The 20,607-nt window shown below is 34.0% G+C and carries 18 protein-coding genes and 1 tRNA gene; 11 read left to right on the top strand and 8 right to left on the bottom strand.

Translation table 11 applies throughout. The features are described from left to right. The first annotated feature begins 2 nt into the window (after positions 1 to 2). From ASG22_RS17760 to ASG22_RS17735, 6 genes are all read left to right on the top strand, one after another. Positions 3 to 1,289, top strand: a complete 1,287-nt coding sequence (locus tag ASG22_RS17760; protein ID WP_055987553.1) for an N-acetylmuramoyl-L-alanine amidase — start codon at positions 3 to 5, stop codon at positions 1,287 to 1,289. Positions 1,290 to 1,346: 57 nt separating this feature from the next. Beyond that, positions 1,347 to 1,421: transfer RNA gene (locus ASG22_RS17755), tRNA-Glu, on the top strand. Positions 1,422 to 1,852: 431 nt separating this feature from the next. Further along, positions 1,853 to 4,846 (top strand): sensor histidine kinase, encoded by a 2,994-nt coding sequence (locus tag ASG22_RS17750; RefSeq protein ID WP_082505042.1) that lies wholly within the window; start codon positions 1,853 to 1,855, stop codon positions 4,844 to 4,846. Positions 4,847 to 4,852: 6 nt separating this feature from the next. Continuing rightward, positions 4,853 to 5,482 carry a response regulator transcription factor gene (locus ASG22_RS17745; protein WP_055987551.1) on the top strand — a complete coding sequence of 210 codons (630 nt, stop codon included), beginning with the start codon at positions 4,853 to 4,855 and terminating at the stop codon, positions 5,480 to 5,482. A 741-nt stretch (positions 5,483 to 6,223) separates the two neighbouring features. Further along, a complete protein-coding gene (locus tag ASG22_RS17740; protein WP_055987550.1) occupies positions 6,224 to 7,237 on the top strand; it encodes a hypothetical protein in 1,014 nt (337 codons plus the stop codon). 158 nt (positions 7,238 to 7,395) lie between these two features. Next, positions 7,396 to 8,178: a hypothetical protein gene (locus ASG22_RS17735; RefSeq protein WP_055987549.1), complete on the top strand. Its 783-nt coding sequence runs from the start codon at positions 7,396 to 7,398 to the stop codon at positions 8,176 to 8,178. A 662-nt stretch (positions 8,179 to 8,840) separates the two neighbouring features. Here the strand turns inward: ASG22_RS17735 and ASG22_RS17730 are convergent. Next, complete coding sequence (locus ASG22_RS17730; protein WP_185113822.1) at positions 8,841 to 9,092, bottom strand: hypothetical protein; 252 nt, start codon at positions 9,090 to 9,092, stop codon at positions 8,841 to 8,843. Between the two features lie 177 nt (positions 9,093 to 9,269). Here ASG22_RS17730 and ASG22_RS17725 point away from each other — a divergent pair, with 177 nt between their 5' ends. From ASG22_RS17725 to ASG22_RS17710, 4 genes are all read left to right on the top strand, one after another. Next, positions 9,270 to 10,280, top strand: a complete 1,011-nt coding sequence (locus tag ASG22_RS17725) for a phage tail protein (protein ID WP_055987548.1) — start codon at positions 9,270 to 9,272, stop codon at positions 10,278 to 10,280. 164 nt (positions 10,281 to 10,444) lie between these two features. Beyond that, positions 10,445 to 11,329: a hypothetical protein gene (locus ASG22_RS17720; protein WP_131726210.1), complete on the top strand. Its 885-nt coding sequence runs from the start codon at positions 10,445 to 10,447 to the stop codon at positions 11,327 to 11,329. 233 nt (positions 11,330 to 11,562) lie between these two features. After that, positions 11,563 to 12,921, top strand: a complete 1,359-nt coding sequence (locus ASG22_RS17715; protein WP_055987546.1) for a rhodanese-related sulfurtransferase — start codon at positions 11,563 to 11,565, stop codon at positions 12,919 to 12,921. Between the two features lie 13 nt (positions 12,922 to 12,934). Beyond that, a complete protein-coding gene (locus tag ASG22_RS17710) occupies positions 12,935 to 13,507 on the top strand; it encodes a 5-formyltetrahydrofolate cyclo-ligase (protein ID WP_055987545.1) in 573 nt (190 codons plus the stop codon). Here ASG22_RS17710 and ASG22_RS17705 read toward each other — a convergent pair. Both ASG22_RS17705 and ASG22_RS17700 read right to left on the bottom strand, forming a co-directional pair. Then, positions 13,459 to 14,043 (bottom strand): hypothetical protein, encoded by a 585-nt coding sequence (locus ASG22_RS17705; RefSeq protein WP_055987544.1) that lies wholly within the window; start codon positions 14,041 to 14,043, stop codon positions 13,459 to 13,461. The two genes, ASG22_RS17710 and ASG22_RS17705, sit on opposite strands and share 49 nt — an antisense overlap. Beyond that, positions 14,027 to 15,196 (bottom strand): hypothetical protein, encoded by a 1,170-nt coding sequence (locus tag ASG22_RS17700; RefSeq protein WP_055987543.1) that lies wholly within the window; start codon positions 15,194 to 15,196, stop codon positions 14,027 to 14,029. The genes ASG22_RS17705 and ASG22_RS17700 overlap by 17 nt, the downstream gene beginning before the upstream one ends. 184 nt (positions 15,197 to 15,380) lie before the next feature. On the opposite strand from ASG22_RS17700, the gene ASG22_RS17695 reads away from it, so the two are divergent. Then, positions 15,381 to 15,650: a hypothetical protein gene (locus ASG22_RS17695; protein ID WP_055987542.1), complete on the top strand. Its 270-nt coding sequence runs from the start codon at positions 15,381 to 15,383 to the stop codon at positions 15,648 to 15,650. An 88-nt stretch (positions 15,651 to 15,738) separates the two neighbouring features. On the opposite strand, the gene ASG22_RS17690 is transcribed toward ASG22_RS17695, so the two are convergent. From ASG22_RS17690 to pncB, 5 genes are all read right to left on the bottom strand, one after another. Next, a complete protein-coding gene (locus ASG22_RS17690) occupies positions 15,739 to 16,506 on the bottom strand; it encodes a TrmH family RNA methyltransferase (protein WP_055987541.1) in 768 nt (255 codons plus the stop codon). Positions 16,507 to 16,611: 105 nt separating this feature from the next. Further along, a complete protein-coding gene (gene rmuC, locus ASG22_RS17685; RefSeq protein ID WP_409991389.1) occupies positions 16,612 to 18,120 on the bottom strand; it encodes a DNA recombination protein RmuC in 1,509 nt (502 codons plus the stop codon). A gap of 85 nt (positions 18,121 to 18,205) precedes the next feature. Continuing rightward, a complete protein-coding gene (locus ASG22_RS17680; protein WP_055987540.1) occupies positions 18,206 to 18,961 on the bottom strand; it encodes a DUF5995 family protein in 756 nt (251 codons plus the stop codon). Between the two features lie 85 nt (positions 18,962 to 19,046). Further along, complete coding sequence (locus ASG22_RS17675; protein ID WP_055987539.1) at positions 19,047 to 19,292, bottom strand: hypothetical protein; 246 nt, start codon at positions 19,290 to 19,292, stop codon at positions 19,047 to 19,049. Positions 19,293 to 19,412: 120 nt separating this feature from the next. Continuing rightward, positions 19,413 to 20,591, bottom strand: a complete 1,179-nt coding sequence (gene pncB, locus ASG22_RS17670; RefSeq protein WP_055987537.1) for a nicotinate phosphoribosyltransferase — start codon at positions 20,589 to 20,591, stop codon at positions 19,413 to 19,415. Between the last annotated feature and the right edge of the window lie 16 nt (positions 20,592 to 20,607).

Raw genomic sequence — 20,607 nt, 5'->3', positions numbered from 1 at the left:
AGATGCACAAAGTAAATTTTAAAATAATTTTATCATTTCTCCTTCTCCTTCTTAATAACTTTATGTTTTCACAAAAGAAATTTACCGTTGTTTTAGACGCAGGACACGGAGGAAGCGATCATGGAGCCAACCGAAGCTATGCAGATATTGGGAAAATTGCAGAGAAAGACGTTACGCTTGCCATTACTCTGAAAGTTGGTGAAATGCTTGAAAAAAATAAAGATTTCAAAGTAATCTATACCCGAAAAATCGATGAATATCCTTCATTATCCGACAGAACAAATCTCGCCAATAGAAGTAAGGCAGATCTTTTTGTTTCCATACACTGTAATTCTTCTAAAAGACCAACTGCTTACGGAACTGAAACTTATGTACAGGGACCGGATCAAAATGATACTAATCTTGAAGTAGCAAAACGAGAAAATGATGTGATTTTCTTGGACGAAAAAGATAAGCAAACGTTCGGTTCTTACGATGCAAGCTCCCCGGAATCTTTAATTGCCCTGAAACTTCAGCAAAGCAAATATCTTGAATCTAGCCTTTTGTTAGGAGGTTTGGTTGAAGATAATTTTGTGAATAAAGATAAGAGATCGTCAAGAGGAGTTTGGCAGAAAAACCTTCACGTTCTGCGTATGAACGCGATGCCTTCTGTGCTTATCGAAACAGGATTTATCAATCACCCTGAAGAAAGTCACTATTTGGCATCAGAAAAAGGACAACAGGAAATTTCCGTAAGTATCTACCAAGCAATTATTGATTATAAAAAAGCAATCGACAGGAAATCAGGAGTTCAGACGATCACTAAAAAACCGGAACCGGATAAATTGGCAGAAATTGCTTTAAAAAATGATTTCAGAATTTTATTGCTGAGCTCTCCTACAAAATACAATGATGGTGATCCTGCTTTAAAAGGACTGAATTATATTCTTCCAATTAAAGAAAACGGACTTTATAAATATTATTATGGTGTTACCAATCTTGCTTCGGTAAGAGATATTAATATTAAAACGGCTAAAGACGCAGGATTCAGAAATGCATATGCGGTAGGATTTATGCCTAATCAAAAACTGAATACAGGGTATTATACGATTGAAGTCTACGTAGGTGAAAAACTGAATGGTAATTCATATGTGATGCAAACCCTGAAAGATGTTGAAAGAAATAAAGAAAACGGAGTTTTCTACTATACCTACGGAAAATTATATTCATTGGAAGATGCAGTGAAACTACAGAAAGATCTTGAGGCTAAAGGAATTAAAAATTCGGTTATCCAAAAAGTCTTTAGGTAGTAAGAAAATAATTTTGAAGTTAAAAAGTTAATCCTTACTTTTGCAACCTCAAAATTTGGTCTATTCGTCTAGTGGTTAGGACTCAAGGTTTTCATCCTTGCAACAGGAGTTCGATTCTCCTATAGACTACCAATTACTCATTAAGAAGCTCTATTATTAGAGCTTTTTTATTTCCAGACTTTTAGTGTAGTAATTTTAGTACATGAATGTAGGATTTTTACTATATTTTGTTTTATTTAATCAATAGGTAATTCCTTTATCTTTGTACTCTTATAAATACAACTAATGAAAAAAAACAGACTCTCATTCTTTATAGAGTTCACTTGACTGTATAGTAAGTCTTTATAGTAAATACACAACAACTTTAAATAAATAACAAAGCCTCTCCAACCGGGAGGTTTTGATTTACTATCAAAAGACATCAGCGAATTCATCGTAGATAATTATTTTTTATTAAAATTAATTATACTAAAATGTAATAATTAATTGACAATTTGTAGAATTATTACTACAAATTGTAGATACCTTTGCAGAAATAAAACTAACATAACCAAATATTATTAATGAAGTTCCGTTGCTTTATTTTTATATTTTTCCCACTGATGTTTAGTGCTCAGCATTATACATCCCAATGGTATGGCATGGATCAGGGACTTCCTCAAAACAGTGTAAAAGACATCACAAAAGATAAATACGGCTTTATCTGGTTGGCAACAGACAGCGGAATTATTAGGTTTGACGGAAACAGTTTTCTTTTGTATAATAATTTCAAAATTGAGAATCTAAACTTTAAAGACTTTCTTATTTATGAAAAAGATAAATTTATTGTTTTCAACAATTGGGAAAAACAATGTGTTTTGATCTCCGGCAGAACAGTAAAAACTATACCTGATAAAAATATATCCCGAACTTTTTCGTTAATAGACGGAAAACAGTATAAGAAATTCTACAAGAACAGCTTTAGTTCCGTTTTTTATCCTGATATAGATTATTATTACATTAAAACAAATTCAGGAACGTACTTTTTCGACGGCAAACAAGTTGAGTACGGTTTAGAAAATAAAACGAAAAAAGTAATTTTAAAAAAATTTCCTCTCAAACTCCTAAGAAATGTTTTTGTTCACGAAAATACTATTTACGTCGGTGATCCTAAAAACAGAAGAACGATTATTATAAAAAACGGAACAGTTTCATATGACAATCAGCCTTCACTTTACAATGACCCTAAAGCAAAAATATACTGGCATCAGGGAACCCAACAGGTTTTTGTAATCAAAAATGGCAATATATACCTCGGCAAATTACAAAATGGCAAACCAACACTCACCTTTCTCATAGAATACAGAAAAATTGAGAAAGAATTATTGTATTGTATGTTTTACGATGCAGAATCCAATAAACTGTATTTGGGAAATGTGGTAAAAGGATTGAATATTATCAGTCTTTCCAATTTTTATGTTCCACAAAAAAATGTTCCGTTTACTGGTGAAGTGGTATATGAAGCACAACCGTTTACTTCTCATTCTATTATTACCAAACAGGGATTCGAATTTTTCAAAGATAAAGTTGACAGACAATTTTCTGAAAATACAAAATACGACAGACGTTATCTTTTGTATGATAATTCGTCTAATCTCTTACATGTAGAATTTAACAAAATTCACAGAATACTTAAGAACTCAAACTATCACAAAAAAGATTCTATTAGTTTCCCGGAAAGAAATGTTCAGGGCATTTTTAAGATCAATAAAAAATATGCTGTGAATATGGCAGATGCCGCATTCAATTATTATTATCTGAATGTATTTCCTGATGACCACTTCAAAAAAGCAGAAAATATTTTCAGATTTAAAGATTTTGTGAATTTTGTACAAGATGCAGGTAATAATCAATTGTATGTAGGAACCAGTAACGGAATTTTTATTGTTTCACTTTCTCAGCATAAAATTATAAGGCACATAGCCAAAGGATTGGTTGTAAAAGAAATTCAAAAGACAAAAGACGGCAATTATTGGTTTACAACACACGGAAAAGGTTTTTTTCTTATTAAAAAATATAAAATAATTGGAATGCCCTATGACAAAGGTGGAAATGTTGCCAACGCCCATCATATCTTGGAAGACCAAAAAGGGTTTTTCTGGATTTCTTCCAATAACGGATTATTCAAAGTTTCTAAAAAAGCATTATTGGATTATGTTCAAGACAAAAACATAAAAATCACCTACTACCGTTATACCAAAGAAAATGGCTTTCTGAATAATGAATTCAACGGAAGCTCAAATCCCAGTGGGAATATTCTGGGAAATGGAGATTTTGTATTTCCATCAATGGAAGGCTTTGTATTTTTTAATCCTAATGAAATTAAAACGCATTATCCTAAACCTCATCAATTATTTATAGAAAGAGCCAAAAACGGCAAAAATAATATTAATTTTAAAGACACGCTTCGATTACGCAGTGATTATAATGCTGCTGACATCTATTTTGATTTCCCATATTACCATAACAGCGAAAATATTTATCTGGAAACCAGACTCGAAAACAGCGAAAATGATAAATGGGAAGATGCTAAAAACGACCGAAAATATATTTTAGCCAATGTACGCCCCGGAAATTATTACCTCCATGTAAGATTCCTGACTTCCGAAGATGGAAAATTTGCCTATAAAAAAATACGCATTGAGATACAGCCATTTTTTTACGAAACACTTTGGTTTAAAACATTCATTGCATTAATAGGAATTATCAGCATTTTGATCATTATACAGCTGCGGACAAATTTCCTGAGAAGTATCAATAAAAAATTAAAAAGTAATCTCGACAGCAAAAATCTGGAGCTGAAAGAAACCAGCGAAAGCCTTGAACAGACCAAAACCAGACTGAAAAACGAATCTGAATATCAACAGAAGATTATGGAAAGCATCAGCCATGATATTACGACACCTGTTCGATTTATTTCCCTGATGTCACAAAAATTAAGTGAAGCAGATAATATCAATGCTCAGAAAAAATATTTTGACAGTATTCATAAAACTTCCGAACAGCTATTTAAGTTTACACTGGGATTAAAAGAATACAATGAGCTGTATAAAGAAGAAAATATCCTAGACCAAGAAGCCTGCTCTATCTTTGAAATACTGGAAGATAAAAAGCTTCTTTTTGAGCAGATGGCTTTAGAGCAAAATACCACCATAATGAATCTGTGTGATTCTGAGTTGATGATAAAAACAAATAAAAATATACTCTCAGCAATTCTTCATAATCTGATAGACAATGCCGTAAAAAATACAGAAAGTGGCGAAATACTCATTAAAACAAGAGAAGAAAACACCCAAGTAGAAATTGGTATATTTGACGATGGAAAGGGGATGACTCCAACTCAGATAGAATACTACTCTCAGGTATCCGAGAGATTAGCAACAGAAAATTTTGTATTTAAAAACTACGGATTGGGTTTGCATATGGTAATTCAACTCATTAAAAAGTTAGAAGCAAAAATTACTTTCCATGAAAATATACCGAAAGGAACTATTGTAAAACTTCATCTTAAAAAATAACACACTATGACTAAAAAAATATTGATCGCCGACGACCATTCTGTGGTAAGGCTGGGCACTGCATTGGTTTTGGAAAGCCACATTAAAGACATTTCCTGCGATTACGCAGAAAACTACGACGAAGTAAAAAATAAACTTCAGGAAGCGAAATTCGATCTGCTGATTCTTGATATAGACATGGAAGGCAGTACTTTCAAATACATGATCCGCGAACTGAAAACGATTCAGGAAGATCTTCCGATTCTCGTGTTCTCATCCTATAAAGAAAATGTTGCAATAGAGTATATCCGGGAAGGCGCAGAAGGTTTCTTAAATAAAATGAGCAGTGAAAAAATATTAATAAAAGCGGTAAACTCAGTCTTTGAAGACGGTTTTTATTATACTCCCGAATTAATAAAGCAGTTTTCTAAACATCAACATAAAAAGGACGTGAATGATGTTCTATCGGAAAGAGAACTTCAGGTTTTCAGGCTTCTTGCAGAAGGAAGCGGAAATCTGGAAATCGCCAACGCACTCAATATCCAAATGACTACCGCAAGCACCTATAAAAGAAGAGTGTATGCAAAACTGGAAGTAAACAACCTCATCGAACTTCTGAAAATATACAACAGCAGCCACAATATTCCAAAAAAATAACTAAGAAAAATTTTTCGTAAAAAAATAAACATCAGATCTTTTGATCTGATGTTTCCATTTGATGGATTATTGGGATGTAAGTACCATCAATTTATGATAAGTTTTTTAATGCTTTTAGAATCGTTGCCTTATTGGCTGCTTGAAAAAATATTCTTAAAAAAGATCTGCCGGACCTCACATCCGACAGATCAGGATGAAAAAAAAGACAATTATCACTAATAAGTGTCCTCACTGTGTGTAGCTTTATTTCAAATAAACCCTTATACTAACTACAATGCAAATGTATCTATTACATTAAGTTTTCCAATTATATAACTTGTAATATATATACTACAAATCTGTCATACTATGACTACAATTAAGCTATTGAATATGTAGGGACTGTTTTGTAGTATTTTTAGTACAAACATGTAGTATCATTCGTTCAAACATTATTATGAAAGCCATAATAATTCATATATTTTTGACACAGGATTTTAAAAAAAATAATCATTAAAAAGACTCATAACCTCACTGCTTACAAAGAGATTAACAGAATATTAACTCTTAAATCTTTTAAAAAGAATAACTCTAATAAACCATAGAAAACATTCTTTTCCACCATTTCACCAAACACACAAATTTGAAGTTCAGGAAAATAACTTCAGAATCTTAAGGCATAAGCTATTTCTAGTAAGCCGGGATAAGTATGGTCTTTTCTATCTGATTTTAATTATTACTTAAATTTAAAACCTTGATACAATGAGAAAATTATTTTTATTAGCTATGGTGTCACTTTCGGTACAGATTTTCGCACAAGTAGGTGTTAATACACCAACACCTGCCGCAACTCTTGACATTACTGCTAAAGCACCCACCGGAACCCTTAATACAGTAGACGGTGTTTTGATTCCGAGAGTAGACAGACAACGTGCCCAAAGCATGACTTCGGTTCCTGTTTCTACCATGATTTACGTCAATAACATCGCTACAGGAACTGCAACCGGAACAACCGCCAATATAGATGCTGTAGGATTTTATTATTTCGATGGAACAGTCTGGGTAAAAATGGCTACAGGAAACGGAGCCAATATTTATAATGCTGATGGAAGCCTTGCAGGAGTAAGAAATGTAAACTTAAACGGAAACAACTTAGGATTTACAGGAACCGGAAATGTAGGTATTGGTATTGGAACACCTACTGCAAAACTGGAAGTTGCATCGGGTACAACAGGAACCTCGGGATTGAAATTTTCTAATCTAAATAGCGGTACCCCGGCATTTACAGGCACTAAAACTGCCCTTGGTGTAGACAGCAGCGGAAATGTTATATCCATGGGTACCGAAAATACATATACTGGATTGTATGTAGTAAATGGCGTAAATCCTACCACTTTCAGCTATGGCGGAGAAGGCTCAACAGGAACCGTGAGTTATACTACAACAGCGGGATATGGTGGTGCACCGGCAGCAGCTTTGACAAATGCGGGGATCTTTACAGCACCTACAGCAGGAGTTTACCGTTTTGACTTTTCATGCGCAATGATTAATACTAATAATCCCGGAAATAGAATGATATTTTCTTTCAGAAAGAATGAAACCACAATCGTACAAAGTACGGCGGTAGGAATTGTTATTAATGGTACAATCGGAGCTGCGTTTTTTACCATTCAAACTATGGCAGCGGGCGAAACAATGTCAGTTTATTATAATAATACTTCAGGAACCAACGGATATTTGGCCGATTCCAACTACATCATTACAAGAATTCAGTAGATAGATTCTAAAAACACATATATATGTACAAAGCCTTTCATCTGTAGTTGATCAGAAAACAGCTTCTAAAGATTATACATTGTGCAGTTGATATTGCAGGGTTACCGATTTATCTTTTTTCAAATAGTCAGTACTAACATTTAAAACTTACATACAAAATGAAAAAAACAATTTTACTCACGTTGTTTTCCATATCAACGCAATTATTCGCTCAGGTTGGTATAAACACAGCAAATCCACAAGGCAGCTTTCATATAGATGGTGCTAAAGACAACCCTGCGACAGGTGTACCGAGTGCTGTACAATCCGCCAATGACGCTATTATAAATAATGCAGGAAATATGGGGTTGGGTACACTGGCACCTACTGCAAAACTGGAAATAGCATCGGGTACAAACGGTACTTCAGGATTGAAATTATCCAATATTAACAATACAACACCGGCTACTAATAATTCAGCAGCTCTGGGTGTTGATGGTTCAGGAAATGTAGTAGTACAGAGCACGATTCCAATACAAACAAGATTTGTTTCTTTTCCTATTAATGCAACGGTTACAGAAAGCCCAACACTTCAGATAGGAACATTAGAATTTAAAGTAATACCGGGAAACTGTTCTTCAGGAGGAGCGCTTCCTTATACAACTATACAGGGCAGATCAATTACCGGAGCTGCTAATATTGGAATCGTTCATGGGCAATATATGACATCACAAGGTTCCGGTCCAACTGCACTACATTACAATAATGCTAGTTCAATAGGAACTACCTTCGATAACATTCCGGGAGTATTTGGCGTAGACTGTTATAACGATGGTCATATTCAATTCATGTTCTTTTCTTATACTGACCAGACTTATTACAGAGTTAATTTTCATGCAGCTGACGGAGATCAATTAGGCTTCGGAGGACAAGGTTATATGTTCGTAGAATATCAGAAATAAGTCAATTTCAGAATTATGATTTTAAGAACATATTAAGATAAAAAAATTTATTCAGCATATTAAGTTGTCGCATAATAAATCATAGAATTTAATGATCATACACTTAATTTCTTTTCAATACCACGGGTTCCCTACTGTGGTATTTTTATTTACATCATTTTAGTAATCATGTCAGAATACGTTATCCTAATTCATTATAGTTCTTTTATTATATTCCTGTCATATGATTATTGCGGTTCACCAATCAAAATAACGAAACAACGATCTGTAAAACTGCTCCGATGAGGTTTCGAACTGCAAGCTTGAGGTTCTACAGTAAAGCGTTGACGTTCATGAGACCAAATTTGAAGTTCCGAACCCCAAATTTCGGGTTGCTGATGCCCAGTCTTGAGGTTCTTCAGCCCAATGTTGGTGTACGGAACGTCAAAGTTAGGCTAAATGGCCTCAGACTTGCAGTTCGAAACCTCAACACTTCACTACAGAACCACATCGGAGAACTGCCGGAGTGCAACAGACTACTCAATCACACCAAAAGAAAAGTCCGGAACCTATATTCCGGGCTTATTTAATACAATGTATTTTGAAAAATTTTAAATGGATTCTCCCTTTGGTTCGGAAGTAATTTTACCCGGCTTAGCCGTTCTGTTGAAAAACTGTTTCAGCTAGAGCTGTTTTACTCCAAATCCCGGGGAAGCAGTTCCCGCCTTAAAAGCAGTAAACCAATACTCTGTAAGTGCCGCCTGATAATTATCGTAATCATGAAGTGTTTTGGCATTTTTAAGCCTAATGACAAGGCTTTCGAGTCTGGCAATCATACTTTCATAATGAAGGCGGGAATTGTAATCTTTTTCAAATTCTGCCCAATCGACATCTGATGAACTTAATTCGGGCTGGTTTTTGTTGAAATCGTACACTTTATTTACGAAAAAATAGTAATTGTCATATTATTAGTACAGTATGTAGTAATATTAGTACAAACTTTATTCTTTGTATTCTTTGCAAAACCAATAACTTCACCGTACGAAGAGTTACACAAATGCAATTTTTTAATTCCCTTAAATACAATACTGTAATTAATAAATAACAAACAAATGAAAAAAACTTTAATCTTAGGAATCCTTCTTCAGGGAAGTATTCTAGCTTATTCTCAGGTCGGTATTAATACAACTAATCCGCAAGCAACCTTACATATTGACGGAGGAAAGGACAACCCATTAAAAGACAAACCAACGAACTTACAACAGTCTAACGACGTAGTGGTAACAGCCAATGGAAACTTAGGAATTGGTACAATATATCCAAATGCAGATGCCGCTTTGGATATTGCCAGCGTTAATAAAGGAGTAAAATTCCCAAGCATTAGTTTACAATCCTCCGACAGCCCTGCTCCATTAAAAGAGCATGTTGCGGGAATGGTAATCTACAATACTGCAAAAGTTGGAGACCTTACTCCGGGATTATACATTAACAACGGAACCGAATGGGTACAATTAATGACTTTAGCTTCATCTAAAAAACAAATAAAAGAAGCCAAAGCACAAGCAGAAGTAGCTGCCCTTGCAGCAGGAAGTGTTCCTGTCGGTGGAGTTCTTTATTATGCCACAAACGTTCTCCCGGACGGATATCTTGAATGTGATGGTTCTGCCGTTAGCCGAACTACTTATGCAGATTTATTTGCTGTTTTAGGAACAAGATATGGAATAGGTAATGGAAGCACAACCTTTAATTTACCTGATCTGCGAGGAGAATTTATCCGTGGATATGATAATAGCAGAGGGGTAGATACCGGAAGAGTAATAGGAACCTGGCAAAAAGGATCATTCATTGCCGGAGGAGCAGGACCTAATATGGACTCCGTTATTCCGTTCGTTGTTGCCAGTACAGGAACATTAATGCCTACATTGGTAAACGGATTGGGTTGGGATCTTCTGTATAATGATGTGTATACAGCAAATTACCCTAACACAGTAAAGGCAAACAACGGAAATAGCGATAATTCTACAAATACACAATTAATTAATGTAAGCGATAATGGAAGCGATTACGCATATGGAGTATCTCGTCCACGAAATGTAGCTATGATGCCTATTATAAAATACTAATCAATTTTTTCATAGAGTTGTCTCATAGATCACCGCAAATAAATTGCGGTGTTTTTTTATTGTAGTATTCTTAGTACAAGCGTGTAGTGTTATTGGTACTACATTTATTATTAATACTTTCTAAAAACAAATTACTTTTGGCTCAGAAACAAATGAAAAAAAACATGAAAAAAATTATCTATTTATTAAGTATAGTAGGATATTTTGCTATACTTAACGCTCAAACAGGAAATGTAGGCATTAACACTCAAACACCTACGAATACTTTAACAGTTAATGGTAATCAATCAATAGGTGCGGGTTATACAGGAATTGCAGCGCCCACCAACGGAATGATTATTCAGGGAAGAACTGCCATTGGAACCTCAACACCTTTTTTCGGAAGCTTATTAGAGCTTAATAGTACAGGAAAAGGCTTGCGACTGCCTCAGGTTTTCCTTTCCGGCACTCTCTTTTGGGCTCCTCTGGACGGAACATTCAACAGCCCCGCTGCTCATGGAATGACGGTATACAATACAAACCCAGATCTCACATCAGGCTCAACAGCTTATCCCGCTAAAGGTGTTGGAGAATACTATTGGGACGGGACAGGCTGGGTGAGCAAAAACTCTACTATCGGAGCACAAAATGCTGAAGCCTATTTTTCTGTTACAAGAACAACTTACCAAGCAATTCCTGATGGCGTATCAACCGGGACTTGGACGAAACTTGATTTTACCACTAAAACATTTGGAAAAACAGCCAATGACTTTGATCTTGCTACAGACAGCTTTACGATTTCTCCCAATGGAGTTGGGCTTTATCAGATCAATGCATCATATATCACAGAACTCTTGCCTTCAACCTCTCAGTCTGGACGCATCGGAATTTTCGTGAATGGTACTCTTAAAAGAACACTGGCAGCAGGAAGCACAGCAGGTACACCGATAGAGGCTGAAGGTACAGCTGCAATTTACTTTTCGCCTGGAGATATTGTGGATTTCAGATACATTGGCATTGCCAACCAAACAGTAATGCCTACCATAGATTTTTATCAAATATCCAGATAATAATTTTAAAACTAATCATCCCTCAAAGTAACATTGGATTCTAAAAACACAAATTTAATTCGTACAATCAATAAATCCAATCATCCTTTGAGGTTCCAGACTCTAAATTTCAGATTGTTGCTCAGAGTCTGAAAACATAATATATTTCATAATAGCTACAATTTATCTCAAACAAAACACTCACGAAAAATTTATATCTTTGCAAAAATATTCTCACTTAAAACGTTTATAGCATGCAACTGTATAACACCTTAAGCGCAGAAGAAAGAGCTCAACTTATTGATGAAGCTGGTAAGGATCGTCTTACTCTGTCTTTCTATGCGTATGCCAACATTGAAAATCCTAAAAAATTTCGCGACGATTTATTTATAGCCTGGAATGCACTTGATGCTCTTGGTCGTATCTATGTTGCACACGAAGGAATTAACGCTCAAATGAGTGTTCCTGCGGACCAGTTTGACGATTTTCGTAATACTTTGGAGGGATACGACTTTATGAAAGGAATCAGATTGAATGTTGCTGTTGATCAGGACAATCATTCATTCTTAAAGTTGACGATAAAAGTCAGAAATAAAATCGTTGCCGATGGTTTGAATGATGATACTTTCGATGTAACCAACAAAGGAATTCATTTGAAAGCACAGGAATTCAATGATATGCTTGGAGATCCAAATACGATTGTAGTAGATTTTAGAAATCATTACGAAAGTGAAGTCGGTCATTTTGAAGGTGCCATTACTCCTGATGTGGAAAATTTCAGAGAAAGTTTGCCGATTATTAACGAGCAGTTACAGGATTTTAAAGAAGATAAAAATCTTTTGATGTACTGTACAGGAGGAATTCGTTGTGAAAAGGCGAGTGCTTACTTCAAACATCAGGGTTTCAAAAATGTTTTCCAATTGGAAGGTGGAATTATTGAATATACACGCCAAATCAAAGAAGAAAATATTGAAAGTAAATTTATCGGGAAAAATTTTGTATTCGATCATAGATTAGGAGAGAGAATTACAGACGATATCATTTCACAGTGCCATCAATGTGGAAAACCGTGCGATAATCATACAAACTGCTCGAATGATGCTTGTCATTTATTGTTTATCCAATGTGATGAGTGTAAAGCTGCCATGGAAAATACGTGTTCTACAGAATGTCTGGAAACAATTCATTTGCCTTGGGAAGAGCAGGTTGCATTAAGAAAAGGATTAAAAGTTGGAAATAAAGTGTTCAGAAAAGGAAAATCTGATGCATTAAAATTCAAACATTCCGGAGATTTATCAACGCAAACTTTAGCAAAAGCAGAAACGAAAAATATTCGTGCAAAATTAGCAGTAAAAAAAGTTTTGATTGGAAAAGGCGAACATTATTATTCAAAATCAAAAATCGGACAGTTTTTAATTGAAAATAAAGAACTTTCTGTAGGTGATAAAGTATTAGTTTCAGGACCAACAACGGGCGAACAGGAATTTACCATTACTGAGATTTTTGCGAATGGAGGTCCATGTGAAACGGCAAAAGTAGGAGATCAGATCACTTTTGAAATTCCTTTCAGAATTCGTTTGTCAGATAAATTATATAAAATTTTAGAAGCTTAAATGCATAATAATTATGTTAAAAGCCGAGCTTAGAAAAAAATATAAACAAAAAAGAAAAGCCTTGTCAACCGATGAGGCTTTCTTGTTATCGGAAAAGATATTTAATACTTTTATCGATTATTTTAAACCAATTTCCGGACAGAAAATACATATTTTTATTCCGATTGAAAAGTTTAATGAAATAAGAACTGATATTTTTATTGATTACTTTCTTAGCAGAAATATCCGGGTTTTTGTTCCGAAAATTGTAGATAAACAATTGATTTCAGTTGAAATTTTTGCTGATTCTAAATTTGAAGTGAACGGTTGGGGAATTTCTGAACCTATTTCTAATGAAGATTCAGGGGTTCTTGATTTTGATCTTGTTATTACACCGCTGCTTTATTGTGATTCAAAAGGAAATAGAGTAGGCTATGGAAAAGGTTTTTATGACGGTTTTTTTAAAAGTATATCCGTTAAGACAAAAAAAATCGGAGTTAATTATTTTAACCCCGATGAAAATATCGATGATGTCTGGGAAAATGATATTCCCTTAGACTATTTGGTTACTCCAACTGAAGTGCTGTCTTTTTTAGGTTTAGAATAAAAATTCAGGAAGTAAAATTTGAATTCCTTTTTGAATTTCACAGGATAAGATTGCAAAGTATATTGTGCGTTCTTTTCAAAAGTTCCCAGAGATTTATTTTTATTGTCAAAATATTCAACATTAAACTTGGCAAGATCCAGTGTATCCTGATTATAAACTTCTTTATAGACTTTCAGGTTGTTCACTTTTACCGATTTTACTTTTAAACTTTCCAGTTCTTTAAATAAAGGTTTGAAGGTTAAACTATCCGGCTCATGAAAATAACCCTGCATTTGAGAATAAATCGTTGTGTCAATCTCCGTGTTCCTATTGCCGGATAAATATAAAGTTGAAAGTTCCAATAATTGCTGAACTTTTTGCGTTGTGATATCATTAATAACCTGAACACTGTCCATTTGAACGGCTGGGTAAGTTTTTCTGTTATTGCTGTTTCTTAATTTATCTAAATCGCTGACTGTCTGAGCTTCTTTTTTTACACAAGAAGTGAATAAGCCCATCAACATGACAAAAATCCAAAATTTATTTATTGTTTTCATTGTTTGTTGAGATTTTAAATTTAATGGAAATTATTTTTCCCTTCTTGTCTTTTTTCATTTCAATAACAGAAAGGTTTTTAAGAGAGGTTGTAGGCGTTGTAACCAGAGTAATATATTTTTGCTTGTCTAAAGTTTCAATTCCATAGATCTCATTATCATATATTTGAGAAATAACGGCATCATTGCTGATGCGGCTTTCAAGCTGTCGTCTTTTAATATTAATCTGTTCCGAAGGATTTCCCGAAACATCTTTTGTCGAATAATAAAATACTGCCATTTTATAGTCGTCAGGTTTCAGTTCGATGGTTTCCTCTTCAGGAGCATTCTCCAGATTCCTGTTGATTTCCAGATTTTCGTAAACCGTAGAGCTGATCTGCATCCGCAGGTTTTTATCTTTTGTAAGATAATGGAAACATTCGCCGGGTTTTATTCTATAAAATAGAGGAGATTCATTTTGTTTGATAACTTTTATTTCAATCGTACTCTGAACATTTTGATTTCTGTCGGCATCGGTGAAACAATAAGTATATGTTTTTTGGAAAAGTACATCTTTAAAACCTAAAATTCCGGTAATAATAATCAAAAGGGCAGTAATGAATGCCCACGCATTCTTTTTGAAAAAACTTTTCTTGGGTTTTATTATTTCAGATTCTGATAAAGGTGATAATTCTGTTTTTTTATTAATTGATTGATTATCAGTAATCGATTTTTGTAAATCAATATTTTCTGATGTTTTTAGCTCTGTTTTTTGAGGTGTAATTTCAGTTTTAGGTATATCTGTAACATCAGATACTATTTTTTCAATTTCCTTGATTTCATCTTCATTCAGATCACCATCATCCTGAAGTAATTCTCCTGCAAAAAGATGTTGCTTTTTAAATCCGTACCATGAATCATAACCCGTATAAATACTCAGTAAATTGAGCATATCAATTCTCGGTAATTTTGTAACAGGTGAATTTTTAAAGTAGGTGTAAAAAGATTTTTCGCTGATGTTTCCTTTTGCTTTTTTGCGAAGATCTTCCTGGAAATATATAATATCAATTCCCTTCCATTTCGAAATATCGTCATAGGAAGGAGTATGTTCTTTCAAATATTGAGCCTGTACATCCTTTTTCAGTTGCTCAAAGTGTAATAGATCTAAGTCTGTCAATTTATTTAAAAGTAATTAAATTGTTGATTTTCAATAGTATTAATTTGTAAAACTATTTTACAAAGGTATTACAATTATTTTTCCTAAACAAATTTTTAATCTGTTCTACCTTTGTCTTGTTCAAATAACCGAACAGAGAAAAAGATTTATAAAACAATATTAACAAAATTAAATTTAATTTATTATGAAAAAGTCATTATTCGTAGCTGCTATCGCTGCAATCTCTCTAGTTGCTTGTAAAAAAACTGAAGCTACTTCTACTGAAGGTGCTACTGATTCAGTTGCTGCTGTTTCTGATTCTGCTACTACAGCTATCGATTCTACAGCTAACGCTGCTAAAGATTCAGTTAATGTAACTGCTGACGCTGCTAAAGATTCAGTTAAAGCTGACGCTAAAGTTGCTAAAGAAGAAATCAAAGCAGAAGCTAAAAAAGAAGAAGCTGCTAAGAAATAATTTTTCTTACTCGAAAATAAAAGAACCGTTTCACTTGTGGAACGGTTTTTTTATGCTTTATTCTCGATGTTATTATTTAAATTTATGGCTAATTCTTCTTTTGTCTTAAAGCTTCATAACAAGTAATTGCAACAGCATTACTCAAATTCAGAGAGTCGATGCTTCCTGCCATCGGAATTAATGTATTCTTTCCTTTCCCAATCCAAAAATCACTTAAACCCGAATGTTCTGTTCCAAATAACACAGCAGATTTCTGTTTAAAATCTCTTTTGCTAAGATCTTCCGCAGATTCATCCATTATCGTTGTGTAGATGTTGATATTATTTTTCTGTAGAAAATTCAATGTTTCTTGATTTTCTGATTGAAAAACTTGCATTCCAAAAAGACAGCCAACGCTAGAACGAATTACATTTGGATTGTAAAAATCTGTTTTTCCATCAGAAACAATAAGCGCATCAATACCAAAAGCTTCACAACTTCTTAAAATAGCTCCTAAATTCCCCGGTTTTTCAACGCCTTCTACGATAATTATGGTAGAATTTTCTTTAGGTACAAATGAATTTAGATCTGCTTCTTTAGTTTTATAAACACTTATAATTCCCTCAGAACTCCCACGATAAGCAATTTTTTCATACACTTTATCATGTACTAAATGGATTTTTCCTTTTGGAAGATCCTTTTGGAAAATTTTTTCACAAATAAAAAATTCAACAGGTTCAAAACCAAAATGCTGTGCCCTTTCATTTTCCTGCTGTCCTTCCACTACAAAAACGTTCGATTTTTTTCTAAATCTGTTATCTGTAAGAAGTTTGGTGATATATTTTACCTTTTCGTTCTGGAAGCTTTCTATTAACATTTTGCAAAATTAGGTAAAAATTATTTTTGGATTCTTTTAAATTAAATTTTAAGCAAAGAAAAACCCCGATCACTGATCGAGGCTTACTTTATTTTAATTGAAATTTTATTCTTCCAAAGTGTCCGGATAAATTTGTGAATTGTCTATTAAGCTCTGAGGAAGATCTTTTTTATTTTTAATTCCCAACGATTTTAGTTTCTGAGTTTGGGTAATCAAATTATCATTTCCTGTTGAAAGCTGTTTGTATGCATCATTATACACATTTTTTGCCTGATCCAGATTTTTGCCGACTTTCTCCAGATTATCAATGAAACCTACAAATTTGTCGTAAAGTTTTGCGCCTCTTTCGGCGATTTCCATGGAGTTTTTGTTTTGATATTCACGTTTCCAGAGATCGGCAATTAATTTTAAGGAAGTGATTAAATTGCTTGGATTTAATAATAAAATTCGTCTGTCGTAAGCGTAATTCCAGAGATTCTGATCTGCTTGCATTGCTGCAATATAAGCCGGTTCACTAGGAATAAACATCATCACAAAATCCAGAGACTTTCCGTAATCATCATAAGCTTTCTGGCTTAATTGAGTAATGTGATTTTTAATGGAAGATAAATGTTGATTCAGTTTTATCTGATAAATATCTTGATCGTTTTCATCAACCAATTCCGTAAATGCAGTTAAAGAAACCTTGGAATCAATAATTACGTTTCTCTCGTCCGGATATTTTATGACCGCATCAGGACGCATTTTTTTACCAGAAAATTCCGAGAAAAGGGCTTTGTTGTCTTCATCACGAAGTTCATGTTCCAGGAAATATTCTCTGCCTTTTACCAAACCTGATTTTTCCAAAATGCTTTCCAAAATCATTTCACCCCAATTTCCCTGCGTTTTACTTTCGCCTTTTAAAGCTCGGGTCAGTTTTTTGGCGTCTTCAGAAATTTGCTGATTCAGTTCTGCCAATTCTTTTACTTTTTCGGCAAGAGAGAAGCGTTCTTTATTTTCCTTTTCGTATGCTTCGTTAACACGATTTTTTAATTCGGCAATTCGTTCCTGAAAAGGTTCGAGGATTGTTTTTAAATTATTTTGATTTAAAGTTGTGAATTTTTCAGTTTTTTCTTCTAAAATTTTATTCGCAAGATTTTCAAACTGAAGTTTAGATTCGTCCTGAATTTTCGTAATTTCCTCCTTTTGAGTATCTAATGATTGTTGTAGCCCTTCATTTTTAGCCGAAAGCTCAGAGTTTTTAGCATAAATAATCTGTTTTTCCGCCAGAAGATTTTCAATCTGAGAACTTTGCTTTGTATTGATTTGCTTTTGCTCCACCAATTGGGAATTCAACGCTGAATATTCGGCAGAAACTTTGGCAAACTCATTTTTAAGATCATTGAAGAAATCGGTCTGCTGCTGATTCAGTTGTTTTTCTCTGTTGATATTCTGATTGAGTTCTTCAATTTTCTGATAAGCATTTTCTAAATCCGAATTGCTCTTTATGTATAAATTATTAAGATCATTATAAGAATTTCTTGAAACCATCGACGATTTCAAAGCAAAATATTGAACAACTGCGCCAAGAATTCCTCCAACAATACATCCGATAATTAAATATGTCATCTCCATTTTTCAAAATTACAAAAAGATCATCTGATTTCTTTTACGGGAAACCGTAGAATATAAGTTGTGCATATTTCCTTGAATATTTTGATTAAATATTTTTTATTGAAGCCAGAATTTCAATATTCTTGACAATGTCGTTACTCTCACATTTTTTCAGTTCTTTCGTGAGGGCGGGAGTCAGAATTTTAGGATTTAAGATTTGGGAAGCTACTTTTGCAGCAGCATAATCTACAATTCCGATAACAGATTCTCTTAAAAAGTTAGGGGTGTTGGAAGTCATGACTGCGGTTGCCCATGAAGTTTCTCTTGCTTTAGAAATGGCAAAATCTAAAATAACGTTATCTTTTCCATTCGAAATTTTATCAATTAATTCCACCGGATAGCAGATTTTATTTAACGAATCCTGAACTTTCTGATTAATAGAAGCAATGACATTATTAATGTTTTCAAAATCTTTTTTCAGAGGATTGATTTTCCGATAGGGCATAATGGTAGCGGCAGAAATTCCCAAATCGAGATTGATGTGGGCATTCATGCCCAGAAAAATATGCTGTAAGATCAGGAGATTTTTATTTTTCGCAGCATCAAAAGCAAGATACCACGAATTTGAGCATTTCTGTCCTTTTGAGTAAGCACCCCAAGCGTCAAGATAGCGGGTTGCAAAGGCAATGTCAAGTTGAGTCATTCTAAGATTATCTTCAAATTTTTTCTGTTGAATTCCTTTCAAAACCTGTGCGGTCATAATTCTGTATGTGCAAGCAAAATACCCGACCGGACTTTGATTTTCTTTAGCCCAGATAATAATCTCGTCTAATTTTTTCAGAACTTCTTCGATGGTTTTCATAGTGGTTTTAGTTTTATTAAAGATAAGAAAAAACCTCGTCTTAAAAACGAGGTTGTATATTGATTAATTAGTGAGAAATTAACAATTAAGGTACTAATGTAATTGGTTCTTCAATTACTAATGGAGGACAAAATCCGGTATTGAGCATACATTTTCCGCCCATGCAGCTGTAATTTGTCATTGAAGTGGCTCCGTTTGGGCACATGATGAGAGCTTCTCCGTATTTTGCGCATTCTCTGTCAGAATAACATTCCAAAGCGGGGTAAAGCGTTCCTCCGTAAACATCTTTAAGTGATTGTCTTGAAAGTTTAGTTAATTGGATTTTTTTCATAGGATAATTTTTTAGTGACTAATAATTTTAAAATGTAATATTCTCATAATGAGATTTATAATTCTTAAAAATTATTAGCTAAAATACTAAAAAATAAATCACGACTGTGTTATAAAATGATTATTCTTTAATTCTTAAAAATTCTTTTGCCAGTTCAATCATTTTTGGATCTCCGGTATATTTCCCGTGTTCGTCGGAAAGTTTTACCGTTGGAATCCATTCTTGATTGGATGCCTGAACCCCAATTAATTTCATGACGATATTCATAGGTTTCAACCCTACATCATTCGTTAGATTGGTTCCGATTCCGAAAGAAATCCCGATTTTTCCTCTGCAGTAATTGGTGATTTCTTCTACTTTTTCCAAGTTTAAAGCATCGGAGAAAATGATATATTTAAATAAAGGATTGATCCCATGTCTTTCATAATGGGCAATTGTTTTGTCTGCAAATTCTAAAGGATCGCCGCTGTCGTGACGAACTCCATCGAACAATTTTGCAAACTTCTTATCGAACTGCTGAAAGAAAACATCGGTTGTATACGTATCTGAAAGTGCAACTCCTAAATCGCCTCTGTAAACATCAACCCAATGTTCTAATGCTAATTCATTCGCCATTTTGAATCCATATTCTGCAGCGTGGAACATAAACCATTCGTGAGCATGAGTCCCAATAGGTTTTACATTATATTTCATAGCAAAATGTACATTTGAGCTTCCTATAAATGTGGATTCTTTTTTTTGTGTTAAAGCTTCCATTACCAAGTTCTGAACTTTATGAGAATGTCTTCTACGGGTTCCGAATTCTGCAAAGTTTACTCCGAGCTTTGCCAGCGCTTCAGCTTTTTCCAATGTTTTGGTCATTACCACTTCGTTGGAATCTCTTTCCATGTGGTTCATTTCGTAATGAAGCTCACTGATTAAAGCTAACAAAGGTACTTCCCAAAGAATTGTTCTGTACCAAAGTCCTTCCACTACCACTGAAAGATCGCTTCCATCCTGATGGATTTTCACTTCAGAAGGATCAAAATGATAGCCTTCAAGAAAATCTAAATACGGAAGATCTATATAAGGGCATGTTTTAGCCATGAATTTCTTTTCATCTTTTGTCAGTTTAAGTTCAGCCATTTTGTTGACAGCTTCTCTTAAAGCGGCATCAAAACCTTCGGGAAACTGATGCTTACCTCTGTTGATAAATTCATATTTTACTATGGAACTTGGGAATAATTTTACCACTGCGTTCTGCATAGTTATTTTGTAAAAGTCGTTATCTAAAATGGAATTCAATCGTACGTCGTGCATAATTGTGTAATTTATA

The sequence above is a fragment of the Chryseobacterium sp. Leaf405 genome, assembly GCF_001425355.1.
In the GTDB taxonomy this organism is placed as follows: Bacteria; Bacteroidota; Bacteroidia; order Flavobacteriales; family Weeksellaceae; genus Chryseobacterium.
Note: the sequence above shows the minus strand (reverse complement) of the source record. Positions and strands in the feature narration are given on the sequence as shown.

What these genes read in the sequence shown, in the direction of transcription:
- ASG22_RS17710 (WP_055987545.1), top strand. Translation starts at nt 12,935, where the DNA reads ATGTTAAAAGCCGAGCTTAGAAAAAAATATAAACAAAAAAGAAAAGCC.
- ASG22_RS17740 (WP_055987550.1), top strand. Translation starts at nt 6,224, where the DNA reads ATGAGAAAATTATTTTTATTAGCTATGGTGTCACTTTCGGTACAGATT.
- ASG22_RS17725 (WP_055987548.1), top strand. Translation starts at nt 9,270, where the DNA reads ATGAAAAAAACTTTAATCTTAGGAATCCTTCTTCAGGGAAGTATTCTA.
- ASG22_RS17695 (WP_055987542.1), top strand. Translation starts at nt 15,381, where the DNA reads ATGAAAAAGTCATTATTCGTAGCTGCTATCGCTGCAATCTCTCTAGTT.
- ASG22_RS17760 (WP_055987553.1), top strand. Translation starts at nt 3, where the DNA reads ATGCACAAAGTAAATTTTAAAATAATTTTATCATTTCTCCTTCTCCTT.
- ASG22_RS17735 (WP_055987549.1), top strand. Translation starts at nt 7,396, where the DNA reads ATGAAAAAAACAATTTTACTCACGTTGTTTTCCATATCAACGCAATTA.
- ASG22_RS17745 (WP_055987551.1), top strand. Translation starts at nt 4,853, where the DNA reads ATGACTAAAAAAATATTGATCGCCGACGACCATTCTGTGGTAAGGCTG.
- ASG22_RS17705 (WP_055987544.1), bottom strand. Translation starts at nt 14,043, where the DNA reads ATGAAAACAATAAATAAATTTTGGATTTTTGTCATGTTGATGGGCTTA.
- ASG22_RS17720 (WP_131726210.1), top strand. Translation starts at nt 10,445, where the DNA reads ATGAAAAAAATTATCTATTTATTAAGTATAGTAGGATATTTTGCTATA.
- ASG22_RS17680 (WP_055987540.1), bottom strand. Translation starts at nt 18,961, where the DNA reads ATGAAAACCATCGAAGAAGTTCTGAAAAAATTAGACGAGATTATTATC.
- ASG22_RS17690 (WP_055987541.1), bottom strand. Translation starts at nt 16,506, where the DNA reads ATGTTAATAGAAAGCTTCCAGAACGAAAAGGTAAAATATATCACCAAA.
- ASG22_RS17675 (WP_055987539.1), bottom strand. Translation starts at nt 19,292, where the DNA reads ATGAAAAAAATCCAATTAACTAAACTTTCAAGACAATCACTTAAAGAT.
- ASG22_RS17715 (WP_055987546.1), top strand. Translation starts at nt 11,563, where the DNA reads ATGCAACTGTATAACACCTTAAGCGCAGAAGAAAGAGCTCAACTTATT.
- ASG22_RS17750 (WP_082505042.1), top strand. Translation starts at nt 1,853, where the DNA reads ATGAAGTTCCGTTGCTTTATTTTTATATTTTTCCCACTGATGTTTAGT.
- pncB (WP_055987537.1), bottom strand. Translation starts at nt 20,591, where the DNA reads ATGCACGACGTACGATTGAATTCCATTTTAGATAACGACTTTTACAAA.
- rmuC (WP_409991389.1), bottom strand. Translation starts at nt 18,120, where the DNA reads ATGGAGATGACATATTTAATTATCGGATGTATTGTTGGAGGAATTCTT.